The following is a 25,240-nucleotide window of genomic DNA, read 5'->3' as shown; positions in this document are numbered from 1 at the left end:
TTTTTGGCAAAAAAATGGCGCTACATTCGCAGCGCCATTGTTGTCAGAAAGCATCAGGTTTACTTAACCCCTTCTTCACTCTCTTTCTTTGCTTCCAGCTTTTCAACATCGCGATACCAGCGCGGATGATGCTTCTTCGCCCAGCGACGGCTCACTTTCCCTTCAACCATGCCTTTAATTGATCCTTTCACCCAAAATGCCATATACATATGGATGAGGATAGCGTGCATCAGAATAATGCCCGCCGCAGCGTGGATCAGCAGGCTATAGCGCACGACCTGCATCGGGAAGAACTGCGCAAAGTATGGACGCCAGATAATAACGCCCGTGACCAGCAGCACAAAAATCATGCTCATGATCGACCAGAACATCATTTTCTGTCCGGCGTTGTATTTGCCCACATCCGCCACTTTGTGTTCATTGCCCTTCAGCACTTCCACAATGTTTTTCAGCCACGGAATATCTTTCTTATCCGGGATATTGTGGTGCACAAAGCGCACAAACATGAACATCAGCGCAACGAAGATCAGTATGCCGAAGAACGGGTGCAGAATACGCCCCATCTGCGGCGTACCGAAGGTTTGCGTCAGCCATTGCAGAGTCGGGAAGAAGAACGAAATCCCCGACAGCGCCACCAGGAAGAAGCAGATCACCACCGTCCAGTGACAGGCGCGGTCGATAAACTTCGTGCGCACAATCATTTTCGACTTACTCATGATGATCCTCCTCGTCGTCGTCCACTTCCTTATTCGGGCCGATGCCAATGTAGTGGTAAATCAGCCCGGCGAAGGTAGCGATAAATCCGGCAGCAGCCAGCGGTTTCAGAGCCCCTTTCCACAGATTGATAGAGGTATCGATCTTAGGCTCTTTCGGCAGACCGTGATACAGCTCCGGCTGGTTGGCATGATGCAGAACGTACATGACGTGCGTGCCTCCCACACCTTCCGGGTTGTAGAGACCGGCATGTTCATAACCACGTGCTTTCAGTTTTGCCACACGCTGCTCGCCCATTTCCAGCATTTCCTGCTTAGTGCCGAAATGTATTGCCCCGGTTGGACAGGTCTTCACGCAGGCAGGTTCTTGCCCAACGCTGACGCGATCCACACACAGCGTACATTTATACACGCGGTTATCCTCTTTATTGAGGCGCGGAATATTAAATGGACACCCGGCAATACAGTACCCGCAACCAATGCAATGCTCTGACTGGAAATCAACAATCCCGTTGGCGTACTGGATGATTGCCCCGGCAGACGGACACGCCTTCAGGCAGCCCGGATCTTCACAGTGCATACAGCCATCTTTACGAATCAACCACTCCAGCTTGCCGTTCTGTTCGGTTTCGGTAAACCGCATCACCGTCCAGGACTTGGCGCTGAGATCGGCGGGGTTGTCATACACCCCGACGCAGTGGCCGACTTCATCGCGGATATCGTTCCACTCTGAGCATGCCACCTGACAGGCCTTACAGCCTATACAGGTGGAAACGTCGATCAGCTTCGCGACCTCGGCTTTGTAATCACGGGCCTGAGGCGGCGGCGTGATGGAGTTTGTTGCGGACCGTTTGATGATGTCCTGCGTTTCCATAGACATATGTTCGCCCCCCTTACGCCTTCTCGATGTTAACTAAAAACGCTTTGTATTCCGGCGTTTGCGAGTTTGCATCACCGACATTCGGCGTCAGGGTGTTGGCGATAAAGCCTTTACGCGCGACTCCTTCAAAGCCCCAGTGGATTGGGATCCCAACCGTTTCAACCTGCTGACCGTTGACGTTCAGGGTACGCAGACGACGGGTCACCACGGCAACTGCGCGAATAAATCCACGTTTGCTGCTGACTTTCACGTAGTCGCCGTTGCCGATACCTTTTGCTGACGCCAGCGTTTCGCTGATTTCCACAAACTGCTCTGCCTGGGCAATCGCATTTAACAGTGCGTGTTTGGTCCAGGTGTGGAAATGCTCGGTCAGACGATAGGTGGTTCCGACGTATGGGAAGTCCTGCTTCGTCCCCATACGCAAGGCATCCGCTTCGTACAGACGCGCTGCGGGGTTGGAGATCACGTTCGGGTGCAGCGGGTTCGTACCCAGCGGCGTTTCCATCGGCTCGTAGTGTTCCGGGAACGGCCCTTCCGCCAGCTTATCGATAGCAAACAGACGCCCCAGCCCTTCCGGCTGCATGATAAACGGATTGGTGCCACTGCCCGGTGCGGCGTTGTTGAAGTCAGGGATATCGTTACCGGTCCACTTAGTACCGTTCCACTGGATCAACATCCGTTTCGGATCCCACGGTTTACCCTGCGGGTCTGCCGAAGCGCGGTTGTACAGTACTCGACGGTTCAGTGGCCATGCCCATGCCCAACCCAGCGTATTACCCAGACCTGATGGGTCGGCGTTATCGCGGTTAGCCATCTGGTTGCCCTGCTCGGTCCAGCTACCGGTATAAATCCAGCAGGAGGATGACGTTGTACCGTCGTCACGCAGGAGCGCAAAGCTGTTGAGCAACTGACCTTTTTTCGCCACCAGCACGCCATTCGCATCATAGAGATCTTCCAGCGCATAGCCGTTGTTCTCTTTGGCCACTTCCTCGGAATGCGGTTCGTCCGGCACCTTATAGTTCCAGCTCATTTTCAGCACAGGCTCTACAGCTTTACCGCCTTCGGTGCGATACATGTCGCGCAGACGATGGTAAATACCGGCCAGAATTTCGCCGTCATTACGCGCTTCACCTGGTGCATCCTGACCTTTCCAGTGCCACTGCAGCCAACGGCCAGAGTTAGCAATCGAGCCGTCTTCTTCTGCAAAGCAGGTGGATGGCAGACGGAAAACTTCAGTCTGAATCGACGCCGGATCGACATCGTTGGATTCGCCGTGGTTTTGCCAGAATGTGGACGTTTCTGTGACCAGCGGATCAATAACCACCAGATACTTCAGTTTGCTGAGGCTCTGTACTACTTTGTTTTTGTCCGGGAAGGACGCAACTGGGTTAAAGCCCTGACAGATGTAGCCGGTAACTTTCCCGCTATCCATCATGTTGAAATATTTGATGACGTCGTAGGACTGATCCCACTTCGGCAGCCATTCAAAGCCCCAGTCGTTTTCTTTCTGTGCCGCATCGCCGTAGAAAGATTTCATCAAACTGACGAAGAACTTCGGATAGTTGCCCCAGTAGTTCACCTGGGAGGCCAGCGTCGCTTTGGGGGTATTGGCGGCCAGATAGGTTTGCAGATCAGTCTGCTTTTCTGACGGCAGCGTCAGATAACCGGGCAGGCTGGTTGATAACAGACCCAAGTCGGTTAAGCCCTGAATGTTGGAGTGACCGCGTAATGCGTTTACGCCGCCACCGGCCATCCCCATATTACCGAGCAGCAACTGGATCATCGCCATGGTGCGGATGTTCTGCGCCCCAACGGTATGTTGTGTCCAGCCCAGCGCGTACAGGAAGGTCGTGGTACGATCGGCAGCACTGGTGGAGGCCAGAACTTCACACACTTTCAGGAAGTCGGCTTTCGGCGTACCGCAGATGTTTTCCACCACATCCGGCGTATAACGGGAAACGTGCTGTTTGAGCAGGTTCCACACGCAACGGGGATGGCTTAAGGTTTCATCGCGTTTTGCGTAGCCATTTTCATCGAACTGGTAGTTCCAGGACGACTTATCATATTGACGTTTTTTGGCGTCGTAACCGCTGAACAAACCGTCTTCAAAAGCAAAATCATCCCGCACCAGCAGGCTGGCGTTGGTGTAGTGCTTAACGTATTCAGCATTGATTTTGTTATTTTCAATCAGATACAGCAATACGCCGGAAAGGAACGTAATGTCCGTGCCGGAGCGAATCGGCGCATAGATATCCGCCACCGACGCTGTACGTGTAAAACGGGGATCGACAACAATCAGCGTAGCATCATTGTTGTTTTTAGCTTCCATCGCCCAGCGGAATCCCACCGGATGTGCTTCAGCGGCGTTACCACCCATCACCATTACGACGTTAGCGTTTTTGATATCAACCCAGTGGTTGGTCATCGCACCGCGACCAAATGTTGGAGCAAGACTTGCTACCGTTGGTCCGTGTCAGACGCGTGCCTGGTTGTCTACCGCCAGCATGCCGAGTGAGCGCACGAATTTTTGCGTCAGCATGCCGGTTTCATTACTCGCCGCAGATGCACACAGCATCCCGGTTGAAAGCCAGCGGTTTACCGTCACGCCCTGCTCATTCTTCTCAATAAAGTTGGCGTCACGGTCTGCTTTCATCAGTTTTGCTATGCGGGAGAAAGCTTCATCCCAACTGATGCGTTGCCATTTGTCGGAACCGGGAGCGCGATATTCCGGGTAGCGTAAACGGCTTTCGCTGTGCACGTAATCCAGTAATCCTGCGCCCTTAGGACAAAGTGCCCCACGGCTCACCGGATGATCCGGATCCCCTTCGATATGAAAAATCGACTCTTTGGCGTTTTTTGCTCCATCACCAAGGCTATACATTAATAGCCCGCAACCTACGGAACAGTATGTGCAGGTGTTTCGGATCTCTTTTGCGCGTAACAGTTTGTAGTTTCGCGCCTGAGCCAGTGCCATTTTGGGTGCAAAACCCAGTGCGGCCACTGTTGTTCCCGCCATACCGCCCGCGCAGATTTTAAAGAATTGTCTGCGGCTGACGTCCATTGCTTTCCTCTTTTTTACAGGGGTTCGTACAAGACATCTTTCACCTTGCGCCAGCGCGGCAGTCTGAAAGATGACATGTACAACTTCGCGACGAAACTAACAGCTATATCCATATTTTTTTTGCGTCAAATCAATAACGAAACGGTTCCGCTACTAAATAGTGCAGTTTGTGTAACCTGTATACCCACAAGGGGTTAGCTAAAAGCTAATTAGTTAGCCCGTGCTGACGTAAAAGTGCTATAAATTTCAGCTTCATTTTTGCCAGGACGACGGACAGACAAATAGCATGACAAAACAAAAAGCAACGTTAATCGGGCTCATCGCCATTGTGCTGTGGAGCACGATGGTGGGGTTGATTCGTGGGGTAAGCGAAGGTCTCGGGCCAGCGGGCGGCGCAGCGATGATCTTCTCGCTAAGCGGCCTGCTGCTGATATTTACCGTCGGATTTCCAAATATTAGAAAAATACCTGTTCGTTATTTAATCGCCGGTAGCGTGCTTTTTGTCAGCTATGAAATTTGCCTGGCGTTGGCATTAGGCTATGCCGCTACCCGACACCAGGCAATAGAAGTAGGAATGGTCAATTATCTCTGGCCAAGTCTGACGATTTTGTTTGCTATATTATTTAATGGTCAAAAAACAAACTGGATGATTATTCCAGGATTAATTCTCGCATTGACCGGAGTCTGCTGGGTTTTAGGTGGCGAGAACGGTCTAAATCCAGGTGAAATTATCAGCAACATTGCCAGTAGCCCGCTGAGTTATTTTCTCGCATTCTTGGGCGCTTTTATCTGGGCAACGTATTGCACTGTCACTAATAAATTTGCGAAAGGGTTTAACGGTATCACCGTTTTTGTTTTACTGACGGCGGCAAGTTTGTGGGCCTACTATTTTATGACGCCACAACCAGAAATGGTTTTCAGCACACCGGTGACCATTAAGATGTTCACGGCTGCATTAACACTAGGATTTGCCTATGCGGCCTGGAATATCGGAATTTTACACGGAAATGTCACTGTCATGGCAGTAGGGTCTTATTTCACCCCAGTGCTTTCTTCTGCCCTGGCTGCTGTATTGCTCAGCGCCCCGCTGTCGTTCTCGTTCTGGCAAGGCGCACTGATGGTCTGTGCTGGCTCACTACTGTGCTGGCTGGCAACACGTCGGATATAGAAATCAGGCCGGGTTTCTGGCATAGAGATAGAACCCGGCTACACTCTGGTCAGTTAACGGATAATAATTGTACATTTCGCTTGTGTATTATGTTTTTATTTGTTTAATTAAATGTTAAGCAACTGGTAATTAATCAACAGCCGAAAATATTATATGTTTACCTATAACCCTCCGGTTGTATATATTTTACATAGGTTACTAACGATTAGTAAACCATAACCAGCACAATAGTCCCCGCCGAAAATATATCCCAACAAAAGGTCACATATTAATATTAATATAATCAGCTGTATTATGTAGATCTAGATCACACAAATTCAAATATTCCGCAATATTATGAAACTTATTATTGAACTAATACCACATCGTCATTTAAAAATAGTTCGTCATTGATGAACGGCCTCGTTTAGCAATGGTTTAGGAAACACACCAAGAAAAAATTATAAGGATTATTTAGAATGAAACTTAAATTAGTTGCAGTGGCAGTGACTACCCTGTTGGCAGCGGGTGCGGTAAACGCAGCTGAGATTTATAACAAAGACGGTAACAAACTGGATCTGTACGGTAAAGTTCACGCTCAGCATTACTTCTCTGACGATACCAGCAGCGATGGTGACAAAACTTACGCGCGTCTGGGCTTCAAAGGCGAAACTCAGATCAACGACCAACTGGTTGGTTTCGGCCAGTGGGAATATGAATTCAAAGGCAACCGTTCTGAAGATCAAGGTTCCGAAGCAGACAAAACCCGTCTGGCATTCGCTGGCCTGAAATTCGCTGAATACGGTTCTTTCGACTACGGTCGTAACTACGGCGTAGCCTACGACATCGGCGCATGGACTGACGTCCTGCCGGAATTCGGCGGTGATACCTGGACCCAGACTGACGTCTTCATGACTCAGCGTGCTACCGGCGTTGCAACTTACCGTAACACTGACTTCTTCGGTCTGGTTGAAGGTCTGAACTTTGCTGCTCAGTATCAGGGCAAAAACGACCGTAGCAGCGACGTTGAAGCGAACGGTGACGGTTTCGGTCTGTCTTCTACTTATGAATACGAAGGCTTCGGCATCGGTGCAACCTATGCGAAATCTGACCGTACTGATGACCAGATGCGTAATGGCAACAACGAATTCTACGCTTCCGGTAAAAACGCAGAAGTATGGGCTGCTGGCCTGAAATATGATGCGAACAACATCTACCTGGCAACTACCTACTCTGAAACCCGCAACATGACCACGTTCGGTAAAGTAGACGGTATTGCTAACAAAGCACAGAACTTTGAAGTTGTTGCTCAGTACCAGTTCGACTTCGGTCTGCGTCCGTCCATCGCTTACCTGAAATCCAAAGGTAAAGATCTGGGTGTTTACGGCGACCAGGATCTGGTTGAATACGTTGATCTGGGTGCGACCTACTACTTCAACAAAAACATGTCTACCTTCGTTGATTACAAAATCAACCTGCTGGACGACAACAAATTCACTTCTGACGCACGTGTTAGCACTGACAACATCGTGGCAGTTGGTCTGAACTACCAGTTCTAATTTTGTTGTAAGTTGAATACAAAGCCAGTCCATCCAGGGCTGGCTTTTTCTCTTGATGTAGACTCGGTCATAAGGAGTATGCCGTGCAGACGTTCACTGGTCGTTGTCTTTGCGGACAGAGTCATTTTACCGTAAACGTCGAAATGCTTGATGTCTATGCCTGCCACTGCACGCTGTGCCAGAAATGGTCCGGTGGTGTCGCCATGTATCTGGAAGCCAGCGGTCATCCACTACTTTCCCCTGATTCAGCAGAACCTTCGCACTTTCCCTCATCAACGCGCGGAGAACGTTTCTTCTGTTCCGGCTGTGGATGCCCCTTGTGGTTTACGCTGACCGATAGCGACCGCTACTTTATTCCGTGGACATTGCTGGAGCTGAATGAGGTGGATCGCCGCCGTCTGATTCTGGCGGCTGAAATCTATACCGAAACACAGCCTGCGTTCTGGCGGTTGACGGGGCAATACGCTCGCCTGAGTGGAAAAGAAGTCGAAGCGATGGATTACCCCTGTCATTTAGCTCACTAGTTATTGATGGTTCACTTTTGCCAGGCTGAACCACATCCCTACCGCTAATACGATAAGCATGCTGCCAGCGCTGCTCAACGCCACGCTGTGCGACCAGGTAAATGCTTCTCTGGCAGCTGCAAGCAACGCGTCGCTAAGAGACGGCGAAAGAGAATGTGCTAATTGCACCGCTTCACCCATTGACGATGAAGCACGTTCCAGATCCTGCGCACTGAGGCCGGCAGGCGGTAGAATCGATGCGGAAAAACTACGGCTTAGCAAGAGACCAAAAATCGCGATCCCAAGACCGGCCCCCAATTCATAGGCCATGGTTTCGATAGCCCCCGCCGCAGCGGCTTTTTCAGCCGGGGCTGCCGCCATAATGGCCGCCGTTGAGGCCAGTAGCGCACTGGCGGCACTGAACCCCAGTAACGCCATTAATATCCAGGCCTGGATCTGCTGAGTGCTGAAATCCGTCATTGCCAGACCGTAGAAACTGACCGCACTCAACGCCATACCTGCCGTTGCCACGCAGCGCAATCCCAGCCGTGAAACCAACATACCGGCAATCGGGCCGCTGAAGCCACTCGCCAGCATGACGGGTAGCATAAACAGTCCCGCCTGATACGGCGTTAAACCGTGAACAAACTGTAATTCCTGGGCCATCAACAGCTCAAATCCCACCAGGGTGATCATCGCAGTCATCGCCATTACCACGCCGCTTAAGATAATGCGATGGGTGAACAACCGCATATCAATCATCGGACGTGAGGCCGCGAGCTGAATACGAACAAATTTCCACAGCAGCACTGCTCCTGTTAACAGCGTCAATACGATAACCCCGGTCGCCATATGCCCTTTTAGCGCCGTTTTAGCACTGTAAACCAGCAGTAAAATCGCCACGATCAACATAATCGCATGGCCAAAATTTAACGACTGATCGCGGCGTCCAGTCTGGCGCGGCACGTAACGTGCGGTCAATGTCATCACCACCAGAACAATGGGCACATTGATTAAGAACACTGAGCCCCAGTAGAAATGCTCCAGCAACATACCACCGACTAAGGGACCAAATGCTGCACCGCCTGAACCGACGGCAGCCCAAACGCCGAGCGCCATATTACGATGACGTTGTTCGGCAAAGGTGGCGCGAATACCTGCCAGCGTCGCCGGAACGATCATCGCCGCACCAATAGCCAACACGGCCCGGGTTGCGATTAGCCAGCCGGCACTGTGAGCAAACGCGGCAGCCAGCGAAGCCAGACCAAATAGCCCACCCCCCAGTATCAGCAAGCGCTTAAAACCGATGCGATCGCCCAACGCCCCCATCGGTAACACCATACCGGCCATTACCAGAGAATAGATATCAATGATCCACAGCAGCTCGTTACCACTGGCACCCAGCGTCATACTCAGCGTGGGCGCGGCAACGTGCAGCACCGTTGCATCAATCGCAACAGGGATGTAGACCAGCACAATAATCACTAACGTTAACCACTGACGAAACATAAAACTCCCTACAAAACTGAAACTGGACACATGTCCAGCTTTAGCGATCCTACGGAAAATTGAACGCATGTCCAACTTTTTGTTAAACTGGCAATAATGTGAATATAGGGAGGAAGCATGAGCTATATGAATCGGGATGAACGTCGGGAAGTGATCCTGCAGGCGGCAATGCGCGTGGCGCTTGAAGAAGGATTTTCCGCCATGACGGTTAGACGTATTGCCACAGAGGCTCAGGTAGCGACCGGGCAACTGCATCATCATTTTACGTCTGCCGGTGAGCTTAAATCCCAGGCCTTTGTCCGCCTGATTCGCACCCTTCTCGATGCCGAACTGGTCAGTGAAAACGCAACTTACCGTGAACGACTCCATGCCATGTTGGGAAGTGAAGACGGTGGGTTCGAACCCTATATAAAACTGTGGCGTGAAGCACAGGTTCTGGCGGATAAAGATCCAGAAATCAAAAGCGCTTACCTGCTGACCATGCGGATGTGGCACGAGGAAACCGCGAATATTATCACTCAGGGACAGAAGGCCGGTGAGTTTTCATCCACCCCAGATGCCGCCGATGTGGCCTGGCGTTTAATTGCGTTGGTATGCGGTCTGGATGGTATCTATGTATTAGGCATTGAGGAAATGGCCGATCCAGCGTTCGAGCGCCACCTGGATCGCATGATAACGCTGGAGTTATTTACTTGATGTTATACATGAATTAACAATACACCTTTTCAATTTACAATTAGTAACACTTAAGCAACGTGTTATTCCTCTGACGCGCCGCGTTATTGCGCTTTTTTATCTATTCTTTCAGTCAATATTCCCAAAACTTTTCAATAGTTTCTAAAAGAACTCGCGCGGCGCTGTATGCGTTTATTTCTTTTTCATGAACGGCATGTGCATGGAGAATAATATGTCAGCATCAAATGAGAAAAATAATCGTTATCTTTTAACTGACTGGAAACCCGAAAATCCTGCCTTTTGGGAAAATAAAGGTAAGCACATTGCCCGCAGAAACCTCTGGATATCAGTGAGTTGCTTGCTGCTTGCGTTTTGCGTCTGGATGTTGTTCAGCGCCGTTGCTGTCAATCTGAATAAAATTGGTTTTAATTTCACCACCGACCAACTGTTTTTATTAACCGCATTACCTTCTCTTTCTGGTGCAATATTGCGTGTTCCCTACTCCTTTATGGTACCTATATTTGGGGGGCGCCGTTGGACCATTTTTAGCACCATAATTCTGGTTATTCCCTGCGTCTGGCTCGGTTTTGCCGTGCAAAATACCGCTACTCCGTTTGGCGTATTTATTATCATTGCGCTGATGTGTGGGTTTGCTGGCGCTAACTTTGCCTCCAGCATGGGCAATATCAGTTTTTTCTTCCCCAAAGCGAAGCAAGGCAGCGCCCTAGGCATTAACGGTGGCCTCGGCAACCTCGGTGTCAGCGTGATGCAGTTGATCGCGCCGCTGGTGATCTTTCTGCCCATTTTTACCTTCCTGGGCGTACAGGGAGTACCACAAGCTGATGGATCGTTACTGTCACTGGCCAATGCCGCATGGATTTGGGTGCCGCTACTGCTGATAGCGACTGTGGCAGCGGGCATAGGAATGAACGACATTGCCAGTTCGAAAGCCTCAATAGCCTCCCAGCTTCCGGTCCTCAAGCGTTTTCATTTGTGGTTATTAAGTCTGCTGTATCTCGCCACCTTCGGTTCATTTATCGGTTTTTCAGCAGGCTTTGCCATGCTGGCGAAAACACAGTTCCCTGACGTGAATATTCTGCAACTGGCGTTCTTCGGTCCCTTCATCGGTGCGCTTGCACGATCGGCGGGCGGTGTTATCTCTGACAAGTTTGGTGGTGTGCGTGTCACCTTAATTAACTTCATCTTTATGGCACTGTTTAGCGCCCTGCTGTTTCTCACTTTGCCCGGCTCAGGCGAAGGAAGCTTTATCGCGTTTTACCTGGTGTTTATGGGCTTGTTCCTGACTGCGGGTCTGGGCAGCGGTTCAACCTTCCAGATGATTGCGGTGATCTTTCGCAAAATAACCATTTACCGGGTGAAGCTGCACGGTGGTACTGAAGAACAGGCCCAGCGTGAGGCGGTAACCGATACCGCAGCCGCTCTGGGATTTATCTCCGCAATTGGTGCTGTCGGGGGCTTCTTTATCCCGAAAGCGTTTGGTTCATCGCTGGCGCTGACCGGATCTCCGGTAGGCGCCATGAAAATATTCCTTGTGTTCTACATCGTCTGCGTGCTGGTGACCTGGCTGGTTTACGGCCGTAAATCACAAAAAAAATAGTCATCTTTTGGCCTGTGTAGGCAACGTTATTCGAAGCAGGAGTTATGTCATGAGTAAACTGTTAGACCGCTTTCGCTACTTTAAACAAAAGGGCGATACGTTTGCCGAGGGGCATGGGCAAGTAATGCACACCAATCGGGACTGGGAAGACAGCTATCGTCAGCGCTGGCAGTTCGATAAAATTGTGCGTTCTACCCACGGCGTTAACTGTACCGGCTCATGCAGCTGGAAAATCTACGTCAAAAACGGGCTGGTAACCTGGGAAACGCAGCAAACCGACTACCCGCGTACCCGCCCTGACCTGCCAAATCATGAGCCCCGTGGCTGCCCACGCGGCGCAAGTTACTCGTGGTATCTCTACAGCGCTAACCGCCTGAAATATCCACTGGTGCGTAAACGCTTAATCGAATTGTGGCGCGACGCCCTGTCCCGCCAGCCCGATCCGGTGCTGGCCTGGGAATCCATTATGAACGACCCGCAAAAATCCCAGAGCTACAAGCAGGTACGCGGGCGCGGTGGGTTTATCCGTTCCAACTGGAAAGAACTTAATCAACTGATTGCTGCTGCCAACGTCTGGACGGTAAAAACCTACGGCCCGGATCGTGTGGCCGGATTCTCGCCCATCCCCGCAATGTCGATGGTTTCCTATGCTGCAGGTACGCGCTATCTCTCGCTACTGGGTGGAACCTGCCTGAGCTTCTATGACTGGTACTGCGACTTACCGCCTGCATCACCAATGACCTGGGGCGAGCAGACCGACGTTCCTGAATCCGCCGACTGGTATAACTCCAGCTATATCATCGCCTGGGGCTCTAACGTGCCGCAGACCCGTACCCCGGACGCGCACTTTTTTACTGAAGTACGCTACAAAGGCACCAAGACGATTGCCATTACGCCAGACTACTCGGAAGTCGCCAAACTGTGCGACCAATGGCTGGCACCGAAACAAGGGACAGACAGCGCGCTGGCAATGGCGATGGGCCACGTCATCCTGAAAGAGTTCCATCTCGACAATCCCAGCGATTATTTCCTCAATTACTGTCGTCGCTATACCGATATGCCGATGCTGGTTTTACTGGATGCCCGCGAAGATGGCAGCTACGTGCCTGGACGCATGATGCGCGCCTCAGACCTTGTCGATGGTCTCGGCGAAAGCAACAATCCGGAGTGGAAAACGGTAGCCTTTAACAGCGCTGGCGAACTGGTTGTCCCGAACGGATCTATCGGTTTTCGCTGGGGAGAGAAAGGCAAATGGAACCTGGAACCCCTGGCGGCTGGTGCTGAAACTGAACTTTCTCTTTCGCTGCTCGGTCAGCATGATGACGTGACCGGCGTCGCATTCCCCTATTTTGGCGGCAACGAAAACCCACATTTTCGCAGTGTAAAACAAGAACCGGTGCTGATCCGTCAACTACCGGTAAAACATCTTACCCTCGCTGACGGTAGCCGTTGCCCGGTGGTGAGCGTCTACGATCTGGTGCTGGCGAATTACGGCCTCGATCGTGGTCTGGATGATGTTCATAGCGCACAAGATTACAGCGAAGTAAAAGCCTACACCCCGGCCTGGGGCGAGCAAATTACTGGTGTGCCACGTCGTCATATCGAACAAATCGCCCGTGAGTTTGCCGATACCGCGCACAAAACGCATGGCCGTTCGATGATCATCCTCGGGGCTGGCGTTAACCACTGGTATCACATGGATATGAACTACCGTGGGATGATTAACATCCTGGTGTTCTGTGGTTGCGTAGGACAAAGCGGCGGCGGCTGGGCGCACTATGTGGGTCAGGAGAAACTGCGTCCGCAAACCGGTTGGTTGCCGCTGGCCTTTGCGCTGGACTGGAACCGCCCACCGCGTCAGATGAACAGCACCTCGTTTTTCTACAACCACTCCAGTCAGTGGCGTTATGAAAAACTCACCGCGCAAGAACTCCTCTCTCCGCTGGCCGATGCGTCGAAGTTTAGTGGGCATTTAATTGATTTTAACGTGCGTGCAGAAAGGATGGGCTGGCTGCCGTCCGCACCGCAGCTAAACCTTAACCCATTGACCGTCAAAGCGAAGGCAGAACAAGCGGGAATGTCTCCGGTGGAATATACCGCCCAAGCGCTGAAGTCGGGTGATATTCGTTTTGCCTGCGAGCAGCCGGATAGCGGCAAAAACCACCCGCGCAACCTCTTCGTCTGGCGCTCTAACCTGCTCGGTTCCTCCGGTAAAGGGCATGAATACATGCTCAAGTATTTACTGGGTACCGAAAGCGGGATCCAGGGGGAAGCGCTCGGTTCAAGTGAGGGTATTAAACCTGAAGAGGTTGAATGGCAGTCCGCGGCGATAGAGGGCAAGCTCGATCTGCTGGTCACGCTCGATTTCCGTATGTCCAGCACCTGTTTGTTCTCCGATATCGTTTTGCCAACCGCTACCTGGTATGAAAAAGACGATATGAACACCTCGGATATGCATCCGTTTATTCATCCGTTGTCCGCGGCGGTCGACCCGGCATGGGAATCGAAGAGTGACTGGGAAATTTATAAAGGCATCGCCAAAGTGTTCTCTGAGGTATGTGTGGGACATCTTGGGCAAGAGACGGATGTGGTGTTGCAACCACTGCAACACGACTCTCCAGCAGAGCTGGCGCAGCCGTTTGACATTCTGGACTGGCGCAAAGGCGAATGCGATCTCCTGCCGGGTAAAACAGCGCCGAATATTGCCGTTGTGGAGCGCGACTACCCCGCCACCTGGGAACGTTTCACTTCGCTCGGTCCACTCATGGACAAACTCGGCAACGGCGGGAAAGGCATTGCGTGGAATACCCAGGCGGAGGTCGATTTCCTCGGCAAGCTGAACTACACCAAACGCGAAGGTCCGGCAAAAGGCCGACCGCTGATTGATACCGCGCTGGATGCCTCTGAGGTGATCCTCGCCCTGGCACCGGAAACCAACGGTCAGGTGGCGGTGAAAGCCTGGGAAGCGCTGGGGGCGATGACCGGACGCGACCATACGCATCTGGCGTTGAACAAAGAAGACGAAAAGATTCGTTTTCGCGATATCCAGGCGCAGCCGCGCAAAATCATCTCCAGTCCGACCTGGTCCGGCCTTGAAAGCGAACATGTCTCCTATAACGCAGGCTATACCAACGTCCACGAGTTGATCCCATGGCGTACCCTGTCCGGTCGCCAGCAGCTGTATCAGGATCACGCGTGGATGCGAGCGTTCGGTGAAAGCCTGGTGGCGTATCGTCCGCCTATCGATACCCGCAGCGTCAGTGAAATGCGCGAGGTTCCGCCTAACGGCTTCCCGGAGAAAGCACTCAACTTCCTGACGCCGCACCAGAAATGGGGCATCCACTCTACCTACAGTGAAAACCTGCTGATGCTGACGTTGTCGCGTGGCGGGCCGATTGTCTGGATCAGTGAAACTGATGCTAAGGAGTTAGGTATTGAAGACAACGACTGGATCGAAGCTTTCAATGCCAACGGCGCGCTCACCGCGCGTGCAGTGGTGAGTCAACGCGTGCCGCCGGGAATGACCATGATGTATCACGCTCAGGAGCGAATCATGAACATCCCCGGCTCCGAAGTCACCGGGATGCGTGGCGGGATCCACAACTCGGTCACCCGCGTCTGCCCGAAACCCACGCACATGATCGGCGGCTATGCGCAACTGGCATACAGCTTCAACTATTACGGGACGGTCGGCTCTAACCGCGATGAGTTCATCATGATTAGAAAAATGAAAAACATTAACTGGCTGGATGATGAAGGTCGCGATCAGGTACAGGAGGCGAAAAAATGAAAATACGCTCACAGGTAGGCATGGTTCTGAATCTGGATAAGTGCATCGGCTGCCACACCTGCTCCGTCACCTGTAAAAACGTCTGGACCGGGCGTGAAGGGATGGAATATGCGTGGTTTAACAATGTCGAGACCAAGCCGGGCATTGGTTACCCGAAAAACTGGGAAGATCAGGAAGAGTGGCAAGGCGGCTGGGTTCGCGATGTCAACGGCAAGATCAGACCGCGTCTGGGTGGCAAGATGGGGGTGATCACCAAAATTTTCGCCAACCCGGTGATCCCGCAAATCGATGACTACTATGAGCCGTTTACCTACGATTATCAGCATCTGCATAGCGCGCCGGAGAGCAAGAATCAGCCCACCGCGCGCCCGCGCTCGCTGATTGATGGGAAACGGATGGACAAGATTATCTGGGGTCCAAACTGGGAAGAACTGCTTGGCGGTGAATTCTCAAAACGGGCCCGCGACCGTAACTTCGAGAAGATGCAAAAGGAGATGTACGGACAGTTCGAAAACACCTTCATGATGTATTTACCGCGCCTGTGCGAGCACTGTCTGAATCCAAGCTGTGTCGCCACCTGCCCGAGCGGTGCTATCTACAAGCGTGAAGAAGACGGCATTGTGCTGATCGACCAGGATAAGTGCCGCGGCTGGCGTTTGTGCATCAGCGGTTGTCCGTATAAAAAAATCTACTTTAACTGGAAGAGCGGTAAGTCAGAGAAGTGCATTTTCTGCTACCCGCGTATTGAGTCCGGCCAGCCGACGGTGTGTTCAGAAACCTGCGTTGGGCGTATCCGTTATCTCGGGGTATTGCTGTACGACGCCGACCGTATCGAGGAAGCAGCGAGCACCGAGCATGAAACCGATCTTTATGAGCGTCAGTGCGATGTGTTCCTTAACCCGCACGATCCGGCGGTGATTGAAGAGGCGCTTAAACAGGGTATTCCGCACAACGTCATCGAAGCGGCCCAACGTTCACCGGTTTACAAAATGGCGATGGACTGGAAGCTGGCGCTACCACTGCATCCGGAATACCGCACCCTGCCGATGGTCTGGTACGTGCCGCCGTTGTCACCGATTCAGTCAGTCGCCGACGCGGGCGGACTGCCGCACAATGGCAACATTTTGCCTGCGGTTGAGTCGCTGCGCATTCCGGTACAGTACCTCGCCAATATGCTTAGCGCGGGCGATACCGTCCCGGTACTGCGCGCCCTGAAACGGATGATGGCGATGCGCCACTATATGCGTTCGCAAACCGTAGAAGGTGTTACGGATACTCGCGCGATTGAGGAAGTGGGTCTGAGCGTTGAACAGGTTGAGGAGATGTACCGCTATCTGGCCATCGCCAACTATGAAGACCGCTTTGTGATCCCAACCAGCCATCGTGAAATGGCGCGTGATGCCTTCCCGGAGAAAAACGGCTGCGGCTTTACCTTCGGCGACGGCTGTCACGGCTCGGACACTAAGTTCAATCTGTTTAACAGTAGCCGCATTGACGCTATCGATATCACCGAAGTACGCGATAAAGCGGAGGGTCAATAATGCAAATCCTCAAGGTTATCGGTCTGCTGATGGAATACCCCGACGAACTGCTATGGGAGTGTAAAGACGACGCGCTGGCCCTTGTGGCCAGCGATGCTCCAATGCTGAGCGATTTTAGCCAGGAACTGCTCAATGCGCCGTTACTGGATAAACAAGCTGAATGGTGCGAAATCTTTGACCGGGGCCGGGCCACCTCTCTGCTGTTGTTTGAACACGTGCACGCCGAGTCCCGCGACCGTGGTCAGGCGATGGTCGATCTGTTGGCGCAGTACGAAAAGGTCGGGCTGCAGCTTAACTGTCGTGAACTGCCGGATCACCTGCCTTTATATCTTGAGTACTTAAGCGTGTTACCGGAAGCGGAGGCCAAAGAAGGACTGCAGAACATCGCACCGATTCTGGCGTTGCTGGGTGGGCGTTTGAAGCAGCGCGATACACCGTGGTATCAACTGTTTGATGCCCTGTTGCAGCTTGCCGGAAGCCCTCTTTCAAGTGACAGTGTCACTAAGCAGGTTGGCGCGGAAACCCGCGATGATACCCGTCAGGCGCTGGATGCAGTCTGGGAGGAGGAACAGGTGAAGTTTATCGAAGATAACGCCACCGCCTGCGACAGTTCACCGTTACAAAACTATCAACGACGCTTTAGCCAGGACGTGGCACCTCAGTATGTCGACGTCAGCGCGGGAGGCCCGAAATGATACAGTACCTGAACGTTTTTTTTTACGATATCTATCCGTACCTGTGCGGTACGGTGTTTATCCTCGGCAGTTGGCTACGCTACGACTACGGGCAATACACATGGCGCGCCTCTTCCAGCCAGATGCTGGACAAACGCGGTATGGTGTTGTGGTCAAACCTGTTCCACATCGGTATTCTGGGGATATTTTTCGGGCACCTGTTTGGCATGTTAACGCCGCACTGGATGTATGCCTGGTTTCTGCCGATTGCGGTAAAACAGCAGATGGCGATGATTGCCGGCGGGCTTTGTGGCGTGCTGACGCTGGTTGGTGGCGCAGGTTTGCTGGTGCGCCGTCTGACCAACCCGCGTATTCGTGCGACATCTTCTACCGCCGATATTCTGATCCTCTGCGTTCTGTTGATTCAGTGTATCCTCGGTTTAACCACTATCCCGTTCTCTGCACAGCATCCTGACGGCAGTGAAATGCTAAAACTGGTCGGTTGGGCGCAGTCGGTGGTGACCTTCCAGGGCGGTGCATCTGCGCACCTGGATGGCGTGGCGTGGATTTTCCGTGTGCATCTGGTTCTGGGGATGACCATTTTCCTGCTGTTCCCGTTCACCCGACTGGTCCACGTGTGGAGTGCGCCGTTTGAGTACTTTACCCGCCGTTATCAGATAGTGCGTTCGCGCCGCTAATTTCCTCTGCTGCCCGGTAGCGCTTGCGCTTACCGGGCCTGGATCGCTATCCCGCTTCTTGTACGTTATGATGCTTCTCCATTCCAGGAGAACGCTAATGAAACCACAGGGTTATCACGTCGATGCCTTTACCTCAGTACCCTTTCGCGGCAATTCAGCGGGTGTGGTGTTGCATGCTGACGGACTGAGTGACGCCCAGATGCAGCTCATTGCTCGCGAGCTGCGCCATTCGGAAACGGCTTTTCTACTGACCAGTGACGACAGCGATGTTCGCATTCGTTATTTCACGCCGACGGTCGAAGTTCCTATCTGTGGACACGCTACCGTCGCCGCACATTATGTGCGCGCCAACGTGCTGGGCCTGGGCAACAGCACCGTCTGGCAAACCTCGCTCGCCGGTCGTCATCGGATCGATATTGAAGCGAGTGACAATGACTATCACATCAGCCTTGAACAAGGCGTACCTGGATTCGAAGCTCCGCTGGAAGGTGCTGTACGTGCCGCAATAATCGATGCGCTGCACCTGAGCGAAGACGATATGTTGCCCGGATTACCCATTCAGGTTGCCACCACCGGACACTCTAAAGTGATGATTGCGCTGAAGCCTGAGGTGAACATCGACGCCCTTTCCCCTGATTTGCCTGCCCTGACCGCTATCAGCCAGCAAATTGGCTGTAACGGGTTCTTCCCTTTTCAAATTCGCAAGGACGAAAACGCCACCGATGGCCGCATGTTCTCGCCAGCTATTGGTATTGTGGAAGATCCGGTCACCGGCAACGCGAATGGTCCAATGGGCGCGTGGCTGGTACACCATAACCTGATGGCTCATGATGGCAAAACATTGCATGTTCAGGGCCACCAGGGTCGCGCGCTCGGGCGTGACGGTATTGTTGATGTGACGGTGACTATCCGTGATAACCAGCCTGAGAAAGTAACGATTTCCGGCTCTGCTGTGATCCTGTTTCACGCCGAATGGGCGATCGATTTTTAAATCTTCAGGTAGGCCGGATAAGGCGATTACGCCGCATCCGGCATTAATTCTGATGCCCCTATTTTCCCGCCTCCGGATGTGTATCAAACGCCGCCATTACTGTCGCCAGCTCATCCAGGGTAAACCCATTCTTCGCGTCATCCACGCCCAGTCCAAACCGTTCCTGCAACAGCGTATACAGGCTGGCGACGTCAGGCAGATTAATCTGCTCTATCGCGTGACCGTCCTGATAATGGGTAAAGTGGAAATTGGTCAACGTCAGCTTGCCGCCGTCAGGTAAATGACGACACATCAGCAGATGGTGGCGGAAATGCGACTGCGGCCAGTGCGCAGACCAGAAGTTACCCATCAGATAATCGCTGTGATGTTGCACCACCAGATCGAATCGGTACATTGACTGCCAGTGATCATGATGGCGGAACTGCAATATCCAGTCTTCCCCCTCCTGAATCAACCGATAGTCGCCGTGTGGCGTTTGCTGCTCAATATCGGCCTGCAGACGAATCGGCGCCGTTAGCGTTTGCCCGCCGAAGCCAACGTCGGCGATCCACTGTTCATCCTGTAATTCAACCAGTAACAGGCGATGCGTGCGCGGCGGCAGACTTGACGGATTAGCCAATACCACGCGTCCCAGCAAACTGCGTACGGTAAAGCCGATTTCGCGTAGCGCCCGTTCAAATACACCATTTTGTTCAAAGCAATAGCCACCGCGGCGGGCAGTGACCAACTTCTCTTCAAGGGACAGATCGTCAAGCTGCATTTCACGCGGCAGCAGCACATCAAGATTTTCAAAGGGTATGGCACCGTTATGCAGTAAGTGTAGCGCTCTCAACGTTTCAATGTCGGCGTTGGGCGCATCTAACCAGCCAATACGGGCAAAATAAGCGTTTAAAAAAGGCGTCATACGGGATTCCTGTTTGTTGAATGTTGTACTTATAACGCATTTTTAATTTTACGCCGTCGCTTTTGTGCGCTGTTCACCCCGGTGAGGCGACAAAATCGCTAATCCCGTTACTATCTATGTTTATTGTGATGTCATTTTTATTCTGCCGAGGAGTCACTATGAGTCATTTTCGTCCGGTTGAATTACAACACGCCAGCCGACTGCTTAATCACGGCCCCACCATTTTGATAACCAGTCGTGACGCGAATACAGAACGGCGTAATGTGATGGCGGCCGCGTGGTCAATGCCCGTGGAATTTGATCCGCCGAGGGTGGCCATTGTTGTCGACAAGACCGCCTGGTCGCGTGAACTGATTGAGCGTAGCGGGCAATTTGGTATTGTTATTCCAGGGGTTGCCGCGACCAACTGGACCTATGCCGTGGGGAGTGTTTCCGGTCGAATAGAAGATAAGTTCAACTGCTACGGTATTCCGGTGGTAAAAGGTCCGGTGCTGGGATTACCGCTAATAGAAGCCAAGTGTCTCGCCTGGATGGAATGCCGCCTGCTTCCTGCCACAGCGGCTCAGGACAAATATGATACCTTGTTTGGCGAAGTGGTTTCTGCCGCTGCCGATGAGCGGGTATTTGTGCAAGGACGCTGGCAGTTTGATGATGGCAAACTCAATACCTTGCACCACCTTGGCGCCGGAACGTTTGTCACCAGCGGGAAACGTATAACAGCGGCTGAATAATACGGGCGCAATAATCGCCCGTTCTCGTTCACATGCTGTAGCCTGGTTTTTTAATCAATGTGTCCATCTGCGGTGCGATTTCCGCATCCCACACGCCCTGCCACGCCTCGGGCTCAATTTCATTGAGCGCCACGCTGACCGAGCTGTCTTTGCTTTGCAAATGACGAATAATGACCTCGGTAATATCCGCCGCCAGCGCGGTTTTTTGTTCGTTGGTAAGGGCGCGAGGAAAGCATTTGATATCGACGTGCGGCATAGCAGATTCCTTATTGTTTTGGGATGCAGGTAACTTATGCGGACTCTCGTTCAACCAGGTGAAATCCGACATCAATAATATCGTCTTCACGTGGAATTTGTTCGATACGATCGGCAAGCAGCGAGGCAGCGCGTTGTCCAATGGCCCGTCGGTCGACGCTGATTGTGGTGATAGCAGGCCGGTTACTGGCGGCAAAATCAAGATCGCCAAAACCGATTACCGCTAGCTCCTGCGGCACGCGTAAACAACGGCTTTCGGCTTCCATAATCGCCCCCTGGGCTAAGGTATCTGAGCTACAGACAATGACATCGAACGCACCTTCAGCCAATAGCTGAGCTAATCCACTGCGCCCCAATGCCAGAGAGGCCGGAAGCGGGACATCTATCTGTGCGTCAGCCGCAATACCATGACGTCTCAGCGCATCGCACAGTCCTTGTTTACGCTGGCCGGCCCGGCGATCGGCTGTCCATAGCAAACCAGGACGGCGATAACCTTTTTTCAGCAAGTAGTCTGCTACCGCCTGACCGACTTTTTCGTGCGAAAACCCGACCAGCATATCAATGGGGGTTGGGGTTAAATCCCAGATCTCTACAACCGGAATGGCCGCATTAAGAATCACCTTTTTCATCCCGGCGGTATGATGGATACCGGTGAGCACGACGCCATCCGGGCGGCGAGAAAGCAGCGTCGCCACCAGCTCAGCCTCTGTTTGCGGCGTGTAACCTGATACGCAGAGCAAGATGTGGTATCCACGTTCGGCCAGTTCATCGCTTAATGACTGAATGGTATCGACAAACATATTGTTGTTAATTTGCGGAACAACCACGGCGATAAGCTTGCTGCGACGCGACGCCAGCCCCCCGGCCAGCGCGTTGGGAATGTAGCCGGTGGCGCGTACCGCCTGCATCACTTTTTCCACCGTTTTCGGGCGCACCAACTGCGGAGTATTTAGCGCCCTGCTCACCGTCATGGGTGACAATCCCGCGGTACGGGCCACATCTTCCAGCGTGGGTGCTCGCGGAGGTCTGGCGTTTTTCACTGTCGATGCCCTTGTCAAAAATCGCTGATTTATCCTGGCATTATTCATCATGATTTCGGCTATTGCTAGCATGGCTCTGTGATAACACTGGGAAAACAGCAGCTTAGATTGTCATCCCTGAGCAAAATGATAGCGATATCATAAAGATTTGTGCATTTCCCCATAAAGTATTGGAATGTGATGCTGTATACAAGTTATCGCCCTTTTATCTTCGTATTTGTGAGCAATTGTTCAAATCGCAATCAATTCGCTGGTGCAGTGATTGCGCTAACATTAAAAATGATAGCGCAATCATTTATTAATCACCAGGAGAGAATAAGATGTCTTTAAGTGCTAATTCCGATGCCGTAACCTATGCCAAATCGGCCAATGCAAAAACCGCGGCAGAAACCGGCGACCGTATCGAATGGGTTAAGCTATCCCTCGCTTTCCTTCCCCTGGCAACACCGGTAAGCGATGCCAAAGTGCTGACTGGTCGTCAGAAACCACTAACCGAAGTCGCCATAATCATCGCCGAGATCCGCAGTCGCGACGGGTTTGAAGGCGTGGGATTTAGTTACTCCAAGCGTGCTGGCGGTCAGGGGATCTACGCGCATGCCAAAGAAATTGCCGATAACCTGTTAGGTGAAGATCCAAACGATATTGACAAGATCTATACCAAGCTGTTGTGGGCTGGGGCTTCCGTAGGACGCAGCGGCATGGCGGTTCAGGCCATCTCCCCTATCGATATCGCTTTATGGGATATGAAGGCCAAGCGTGCAGGATTGCCGCTGGCAAAACTGCTTGGCGCGCATCGTGACTCCGTACAATGCTACAACACCTCCGGCGGATTCCTGCATACGCCGCTGGATCAAGTGCTTAAAAACGTGGTTATTTCCCGTGAAAACGGTATTGGCGGCATCAAACTCAAGGTCGGTCAACCAAACTGCTCCGAAGATATTCGCCGCTTAACCGCGGTGCGTGAAGCGCTGGGTGATGATTTCCCGCTGATGGTCGATGCCAATCAGCAGTGGGACCGGGAAACCGCCATCCGTATGGGACGTAAAATGGAGCAGTTCAATCTGATCTGGATTGAAGAGCCGCTGGATGCCTACGATGTTGAAGGTCACGCCCAACTGGCTGCCGCGCTGGATACCCCGATTGCTACCGGTGAGATGTTGACCAGCTTCCGCGAACATGAACAGCTGATCCTCGGCAATGCCAGCGATTTTGTCCAGCCTGATGCGCCGCGTGTGGGCGGGATTTCACCGTTCCTTAAAATTATGGATCTGGCGGCAAAACACGGACGAAAACTGGCACCCCACTTCGCCATGGAAGTTCACCTGCATTTGTCCGCCGCTTATCCGCTTGAGCCATGGCTGGAACATTTCGAATGGCTGAATCCGCTATTTAATGAACAGCTTGAGCTGCGCGATGGGCGGATGTGGATATCTGACCGTCACGGTCTGGGGTTCAGCATCAGCGAACAAGCGCGCCGCTGGACGCAATTAACCTGCGAGTTTGGTAAACGTCCTTAATTTATTTGGCGGGTAAGTAATACCCGCCCTCTTCCCTACAGAAACGCTCTCAACCTTATGAAAGGAGTGGGTGATGAACACAATAATAAAGCGCACAAAAGTGCGTTACGGCATTTTGATATTTCTGTTTCTTGCTACCGTATTTAATTACGCCGATCGCGCGACGTTATCCGTGGTGGCTCCAATAATGAGCAAAGAATTAGGTTTTGATCCTGAAGCAATGGGGCTGGCCTTTTCTGCTTTCGGTATTTCTTATGTCATTATGCAACTGCCCGGCGGCTGGCTACTGGATCGCTATGGTTCTCGTCTGGTATACGGATGCGCCCTGATTGGCTGGTCGCTGGTGACCATGTTCCAGGGCACCATTTATCTGTACGCCAGTCCGCTTGTCGTATTGATTATCTTACGATTACTGATGGGTGCCATTGAAGCTCCGGCCTTTCCGGCCAACAGCCGATTAAGCGTGCAGTGGTTTCCGAATAACGAACGAGGCTTTGTCACCTCAGTTTATCAGGCCGCGCAATATATCTCGCTAGGGATTATTACGCCGCTCATGACGATTATTTTGCATAATCTGAGCTGGCACTTTGTTTTTTATTATATCGGGGCTATTGGCGTTATTCTTGGCATCTTCTGGCTGGTCAAAGTCAGGGATCCCATGCATCATCCGAAGGTAAACCAACAGGAAATTGACTATATCCGGGAAGGCGGTGGCGAACCGTCGCTGGGCAATAAAAAAGAGCCGCAGAAAATTACCTTTACGCAAATTAAGAGCGTCTGCGTCAATCGCATGATGATTGGCGTTTATATCGGACAGTTCTGCGTGACGTCAATTACCTGGTTCTTCCTGACCTGGTTTCCTACCTATCTGTATCAGGCTAAAGGAATGTCGATCCTCAAAGTGGGATTTGTCGCCAGTATCCCTGCCATTGCCGGTTTTATCGGTGGATTATTAGGCGGCGTGTTCTCCGACTGGCTACTAAAACGCGGCTACAGCTTGACGATTGCCCGTAAGCTGCCGGTGATCTGTGGAATGCTACTTTCCTGCGTCATCGTTATCGCGAATTACACCTCGTCAGAGTTTGTGGTTATCGCCGCGATGAGCCTGGCGTTTTTCGCCAAAGGCTTTGGCAATCTGGGATGGTGCGTTCTCAGCGATACCTCGCCAAAAGAAGTGCTTGGCATTGCAGGCGGCGTATTCAATATGTGCGGCAATATGGCAAGTATCATTACGCCACTGGTGATCGGCGTCATTCTGGCGAATACCCAGTCTTTTGATTACGCCATTCTGTACGTCGGTTCGATGGGGCTGATTGGCCTGATTTCTTATCTGTTTATCGTGGGTCCGTTGGATCGTATTACGCTGACGCCTTCTGCTGCGTAATTTAAACTTATGGCGATGATAGTTCGCCCGCTGTTCCGGGAATTGCACTC

General features: G+C 52.1%; 20 protein-coding genes. 13 read left to right on the top strand and 7 right to left on the bottom strand.

What is annotated here, in order from left to right; translation table 11 throughout:
• Positions 1 to 59: 59 nt before the first annotated feature.
• Genes fdnI through fdnG form a run of 3 tightly spaced genes read right to left on the bottom strand, consistent with a single transcriptional unit; the run spans position 60 to position 4,654 of the window.
• Entirely contained in the window at positions 60 to 716 is a 657-nt protein-coding gene (gene fdnI, locus HV041_RS08740; protein WP_101742185.1) for a formate dehydrogenase-N subunit gamma, read from the bottom strand.
• Entirely contained in the window at positions 709 to 1,593 is an 885-nt protein-coding gene (fdnH, locus tag HV041_RS08735; protein ID WP_048211646.1) for a formate dehydrogenase N subunit beta, read from the bottom strand. Before fdnH ends, fdnI begins: the two co-directional genes overlap by 8 nt.
• 13 nt (positions 1,594 to 1,606) lie before the next feature.
• Positions 1,607 to 4,654, bottom strand: coding sequence for a formate dehydrogenase-N subunit alpha (gene fdnG / locus HV041_RS08730; RefSeq protein ID WP_182294166.1), 3,048 nt, complete (start codon positions 4,652 to 4,654; stop codon positions 1,607 to 1,609).
• A 286-nt stretch (positions 4,655 to 4,940) separates the two neighbouring features.
• On the opposite strand from fdnG, the gene yddG reads away from it, so the two are divergent.
• The 3 genes from yddG to HV041_RS08715 all read left to right on the top strand — a co-directional run bounded on the left by yddG (position 4,941) and on the right by HV041_RS08715 (position 7,884).
• On the top strand, positions 4,941 to 5,822 hold the full coding sequence (gene yddG, locus HV041_RS08725; RefSeq protein WP_048211643.1) for an aromatic amino acid efflux DMT transporter YddG: 882 nt from the start codon (positions 4,941 to 4,943) through the stop codon (positions 5,820 to 5,822).
• 458 nt (positions 5,823 to 6,280) lie between these two features.
• Positions 6,281 to 7,360, top strand: a complete 1,080-nt coding sequence (gene ompD / locus HV041_RS08720) for a porin OmpD (RefSeq protein WP_048211642.1) — start codon at positions 6,281 to 6,283, stop codon at positions 7,358 to 7,360.
• 143 nt (positions 7,361 to 7,503) lie between these two features.
• A complete protein-coding gene (locus tag HV041_RS08715; protein ID WP_086523677.1) occupies positions 7,504 to 7,884 on the top strand; it encodes a GFA family protein in 381 nt (126 codons plus the stop codon).
• Here the strand turns inward: HV041_RS08715 and HV041_RS08710 are convergent, their stop codons facing one another.
• On the bottom strand, positions 7,885 to 9,372 hold the full coding sequence (locus tag HV041_RS08710; protein ID WP_061067910.1) for an MFS transporter: 1,488 nt from the start codon (positions 9,370 to 9,372) through the stop codon (positions 7,885 to 7,887). It abuts the gene before it with no gap.
• A gap of 117 nt (positions 9,373 to 9,489) precedes the next feature.
• On the opposite strand from HV041_RS08710, the gene HV041_RS08705 reads away from it, so the two are divergent.
• From HV041_RS08705 to HV041_RS08675, 7 genes are all read left to right on the top strand, one after another.
• Positions 9,490 to 10,068, top strand: a complete 579-nt coding sequence (locus HV041_RS08705; RefSeq protein WP_121584650.1) for a TetR family transcriptional regulator — start codon at positions 9,490 to 9,492, stop codon at positions 10,066 to 10,068.
• Positions 10,069 to 10,279: 211 nt separating this feature from the next.
• The gene (locus HV041_RS08700; RefSeq protein WP_116360081.1) at positions 10,280 to 11,665 is read left to right on the top strand and encodes a NarK family nitrate/nitrite MFS transporter; all 1,386 of its coding nucleotides are present in this window, start codon (positions 10,280 to 10,282) and stop codon (positions 11,663 to 11,665) included.
• A gap of 49 nt (positions 11,666 to 11,714) precedes the next feature.
• Positions 11,715 to 15,455 carry a nitrate reductase subunit alpha gene (locus HV041_RS08695; protein ID WP_121584651.1) on the top strand — a complete coding sequence of 1,247 codons (3,741 nt, stop codon included), beginning with the start codon at positions 11,715 to 11,717 and terminating at the stop codon, positions 15,453 to 15,455.
• Positions 15,452 to 16,996 carry a nitrate reductase subunit beta gene (narH, locus tag HV041_RS08690; protein ID WP_121584652.1) on the top strand — a complete coding sequence of 515 codons (1,545 nt, stop codon included), beginning with the start codon at positions 15,452 to 15,454 and terminating at the stop codon, positions 16,994 to 16,996. The genes HV041_RS08695 and narH overlap by 4 nt, the downstream gene beginning before the upstream one ends.
• Complete coding sequence (gene narW / locus HV041_RS08685) at positions 16,996 to 17,691, top strand: nitrate reductase molybdenum cofactor assembly chaperone (RefSeq protein ID WP_121584653.1); 696 nt, start codon at positions 16,996 to 16,998, stop codon at positions 17,689 to 17,691. Before narH ends, narW begins: the two co-directional genes overlap by 1 nt.
• Positions 17,688 to 18,368, top strand: a complete 681-nt coding sequence (gene narI, locus HV041_RS08680) for a respiratory nitrate reductase subunit gamma (protein WP_003020109.1) — start codon at positions 17,688 to 17,690, stop codon at positions 18,366 to 18,368. Before narW ends, narI begins: the two co-directional genes overlap by 4 nt.
• 97 nt (positions 18,369 to 18,465) lie before the next feature.
• Complete coding sequence (locus HV041_RS08675) at positions 18,466 to 19,359, top strand: PhzF family isomerase (protein ID WP_121584655.1); 894 nt, start codon at positions 18,466 to 18,468, stop codon at positions 19,357 to 19,359.
• Between the two features lie 58 nt (positions 19,360 to 19,417).
• On the opposite strand, the gene nhoA is transcribed toward HV041_RS08675, so the two are convergent.
• Complete coding sequence (gene nhoA / locus HV041_RS08670; RefSeq protein ID WP_182294165.1) at positions 19,418 to 20,263, bottom strand: N-hydroxyarylamine O-acetyltransferase; 846 nt, start codon at positions 20,261 to 20,263, stop codon at positions 19,418 to 19,420.
• 158 nt (positions 20,264 to 20,421) lie between these two features.
• On the opposite strand from nhoA, the gene HV041_RS08665 reads away from it, so the two are divergent.
• The gene (locus tag HV041_RS08665; protein ID WP_121584657.1) at positions 20,422 to 20,994 is read left to right on the top strand and encodes a flavin reductase family protein; all 573 of its coding nucleotides are present in this window, start codon (positions 20,422 to 20,424) and stop codon (positions 20,992 to 20,994) included.
• Between the two features lie 28 nt (positions 20,995 to 21,022).
• Here the strand turns inward: HV041_RS08665 and pptA are convergent, their stop codons facing one another.
• Both pptA and HV041_RS08655 read right to left on the bottom strand, forming a co-directional pair.
• Positions 21,023 to 21,250, bottom strand: a complete 228-nt coding sequence (pptA, locus tag HV041_RS08660) for a tautomerase PptA (RefSeq protein ID WP_121584658.1) — start codon at positions 21,248 to 21,250, stop codon at positions 21,023 to 21,025.
• A 34-nt stretch (positions 21,251 to 21,284) separates the two neighbouring features.
• Positions 21,285 to 22,289, bottom strand: a complete 1,005-nt coding sequence (locus HV041_RS08655; protein ID WP_161958605.1) for a LacI family DNA-binding transcriptional regulator — start codon at positions 22,287 to 22,289, stop codon at positions 21,285 to 21,287.
• 320 nt (positions 22,290 to 22,609) lie between these two features.
• Between HV041_RS08655 and HV041_RS08650 the strand changes: the two genes are divergently transcribed.
• Complete coding sequence (locus tag HV041_RS08650) at positions 22,610 to 23,806, top strand: L-talarate/galactarate dehydratase (RefSeq protein ID WP_121584660.1); 1,197 nt, start codon at positions 22,610 to 22,612, stop codon at positions 23,804 to 23,806.
• A gap of 73 nt (positions 23,807 to 23,879) precedes the next feature.
• Positions 23,880 to 25,190 carry an MFS transporter gene (locus tag HV041_RS08645; protein WP_101742173.1) on the top strand — a complete coding sequence of 437 codons (1,311 nt, stop codon included), beginning with the start codon at positions 23,880 to 23,882 and terminating at the stop codon, positions 25,188 to 25,190.
• The last annotated feature ends 50 nt before the right edge of the window (positions 25,191 to 25,240 follow it).

Source organism: Citrobacter sp. RHBSTW-00029 (assembly GCF_014104295.1).
Taxonomy (GTDB): Bacteria; Pseudomonadota; Gammaproteobacteria; order Enterobacterales; family Enterobacteriaceae; genus Citrobacter; species Citrobacter youngae.
This window is presented reverse-complemented; position numbering and strand designations above follow the sequence as displayed.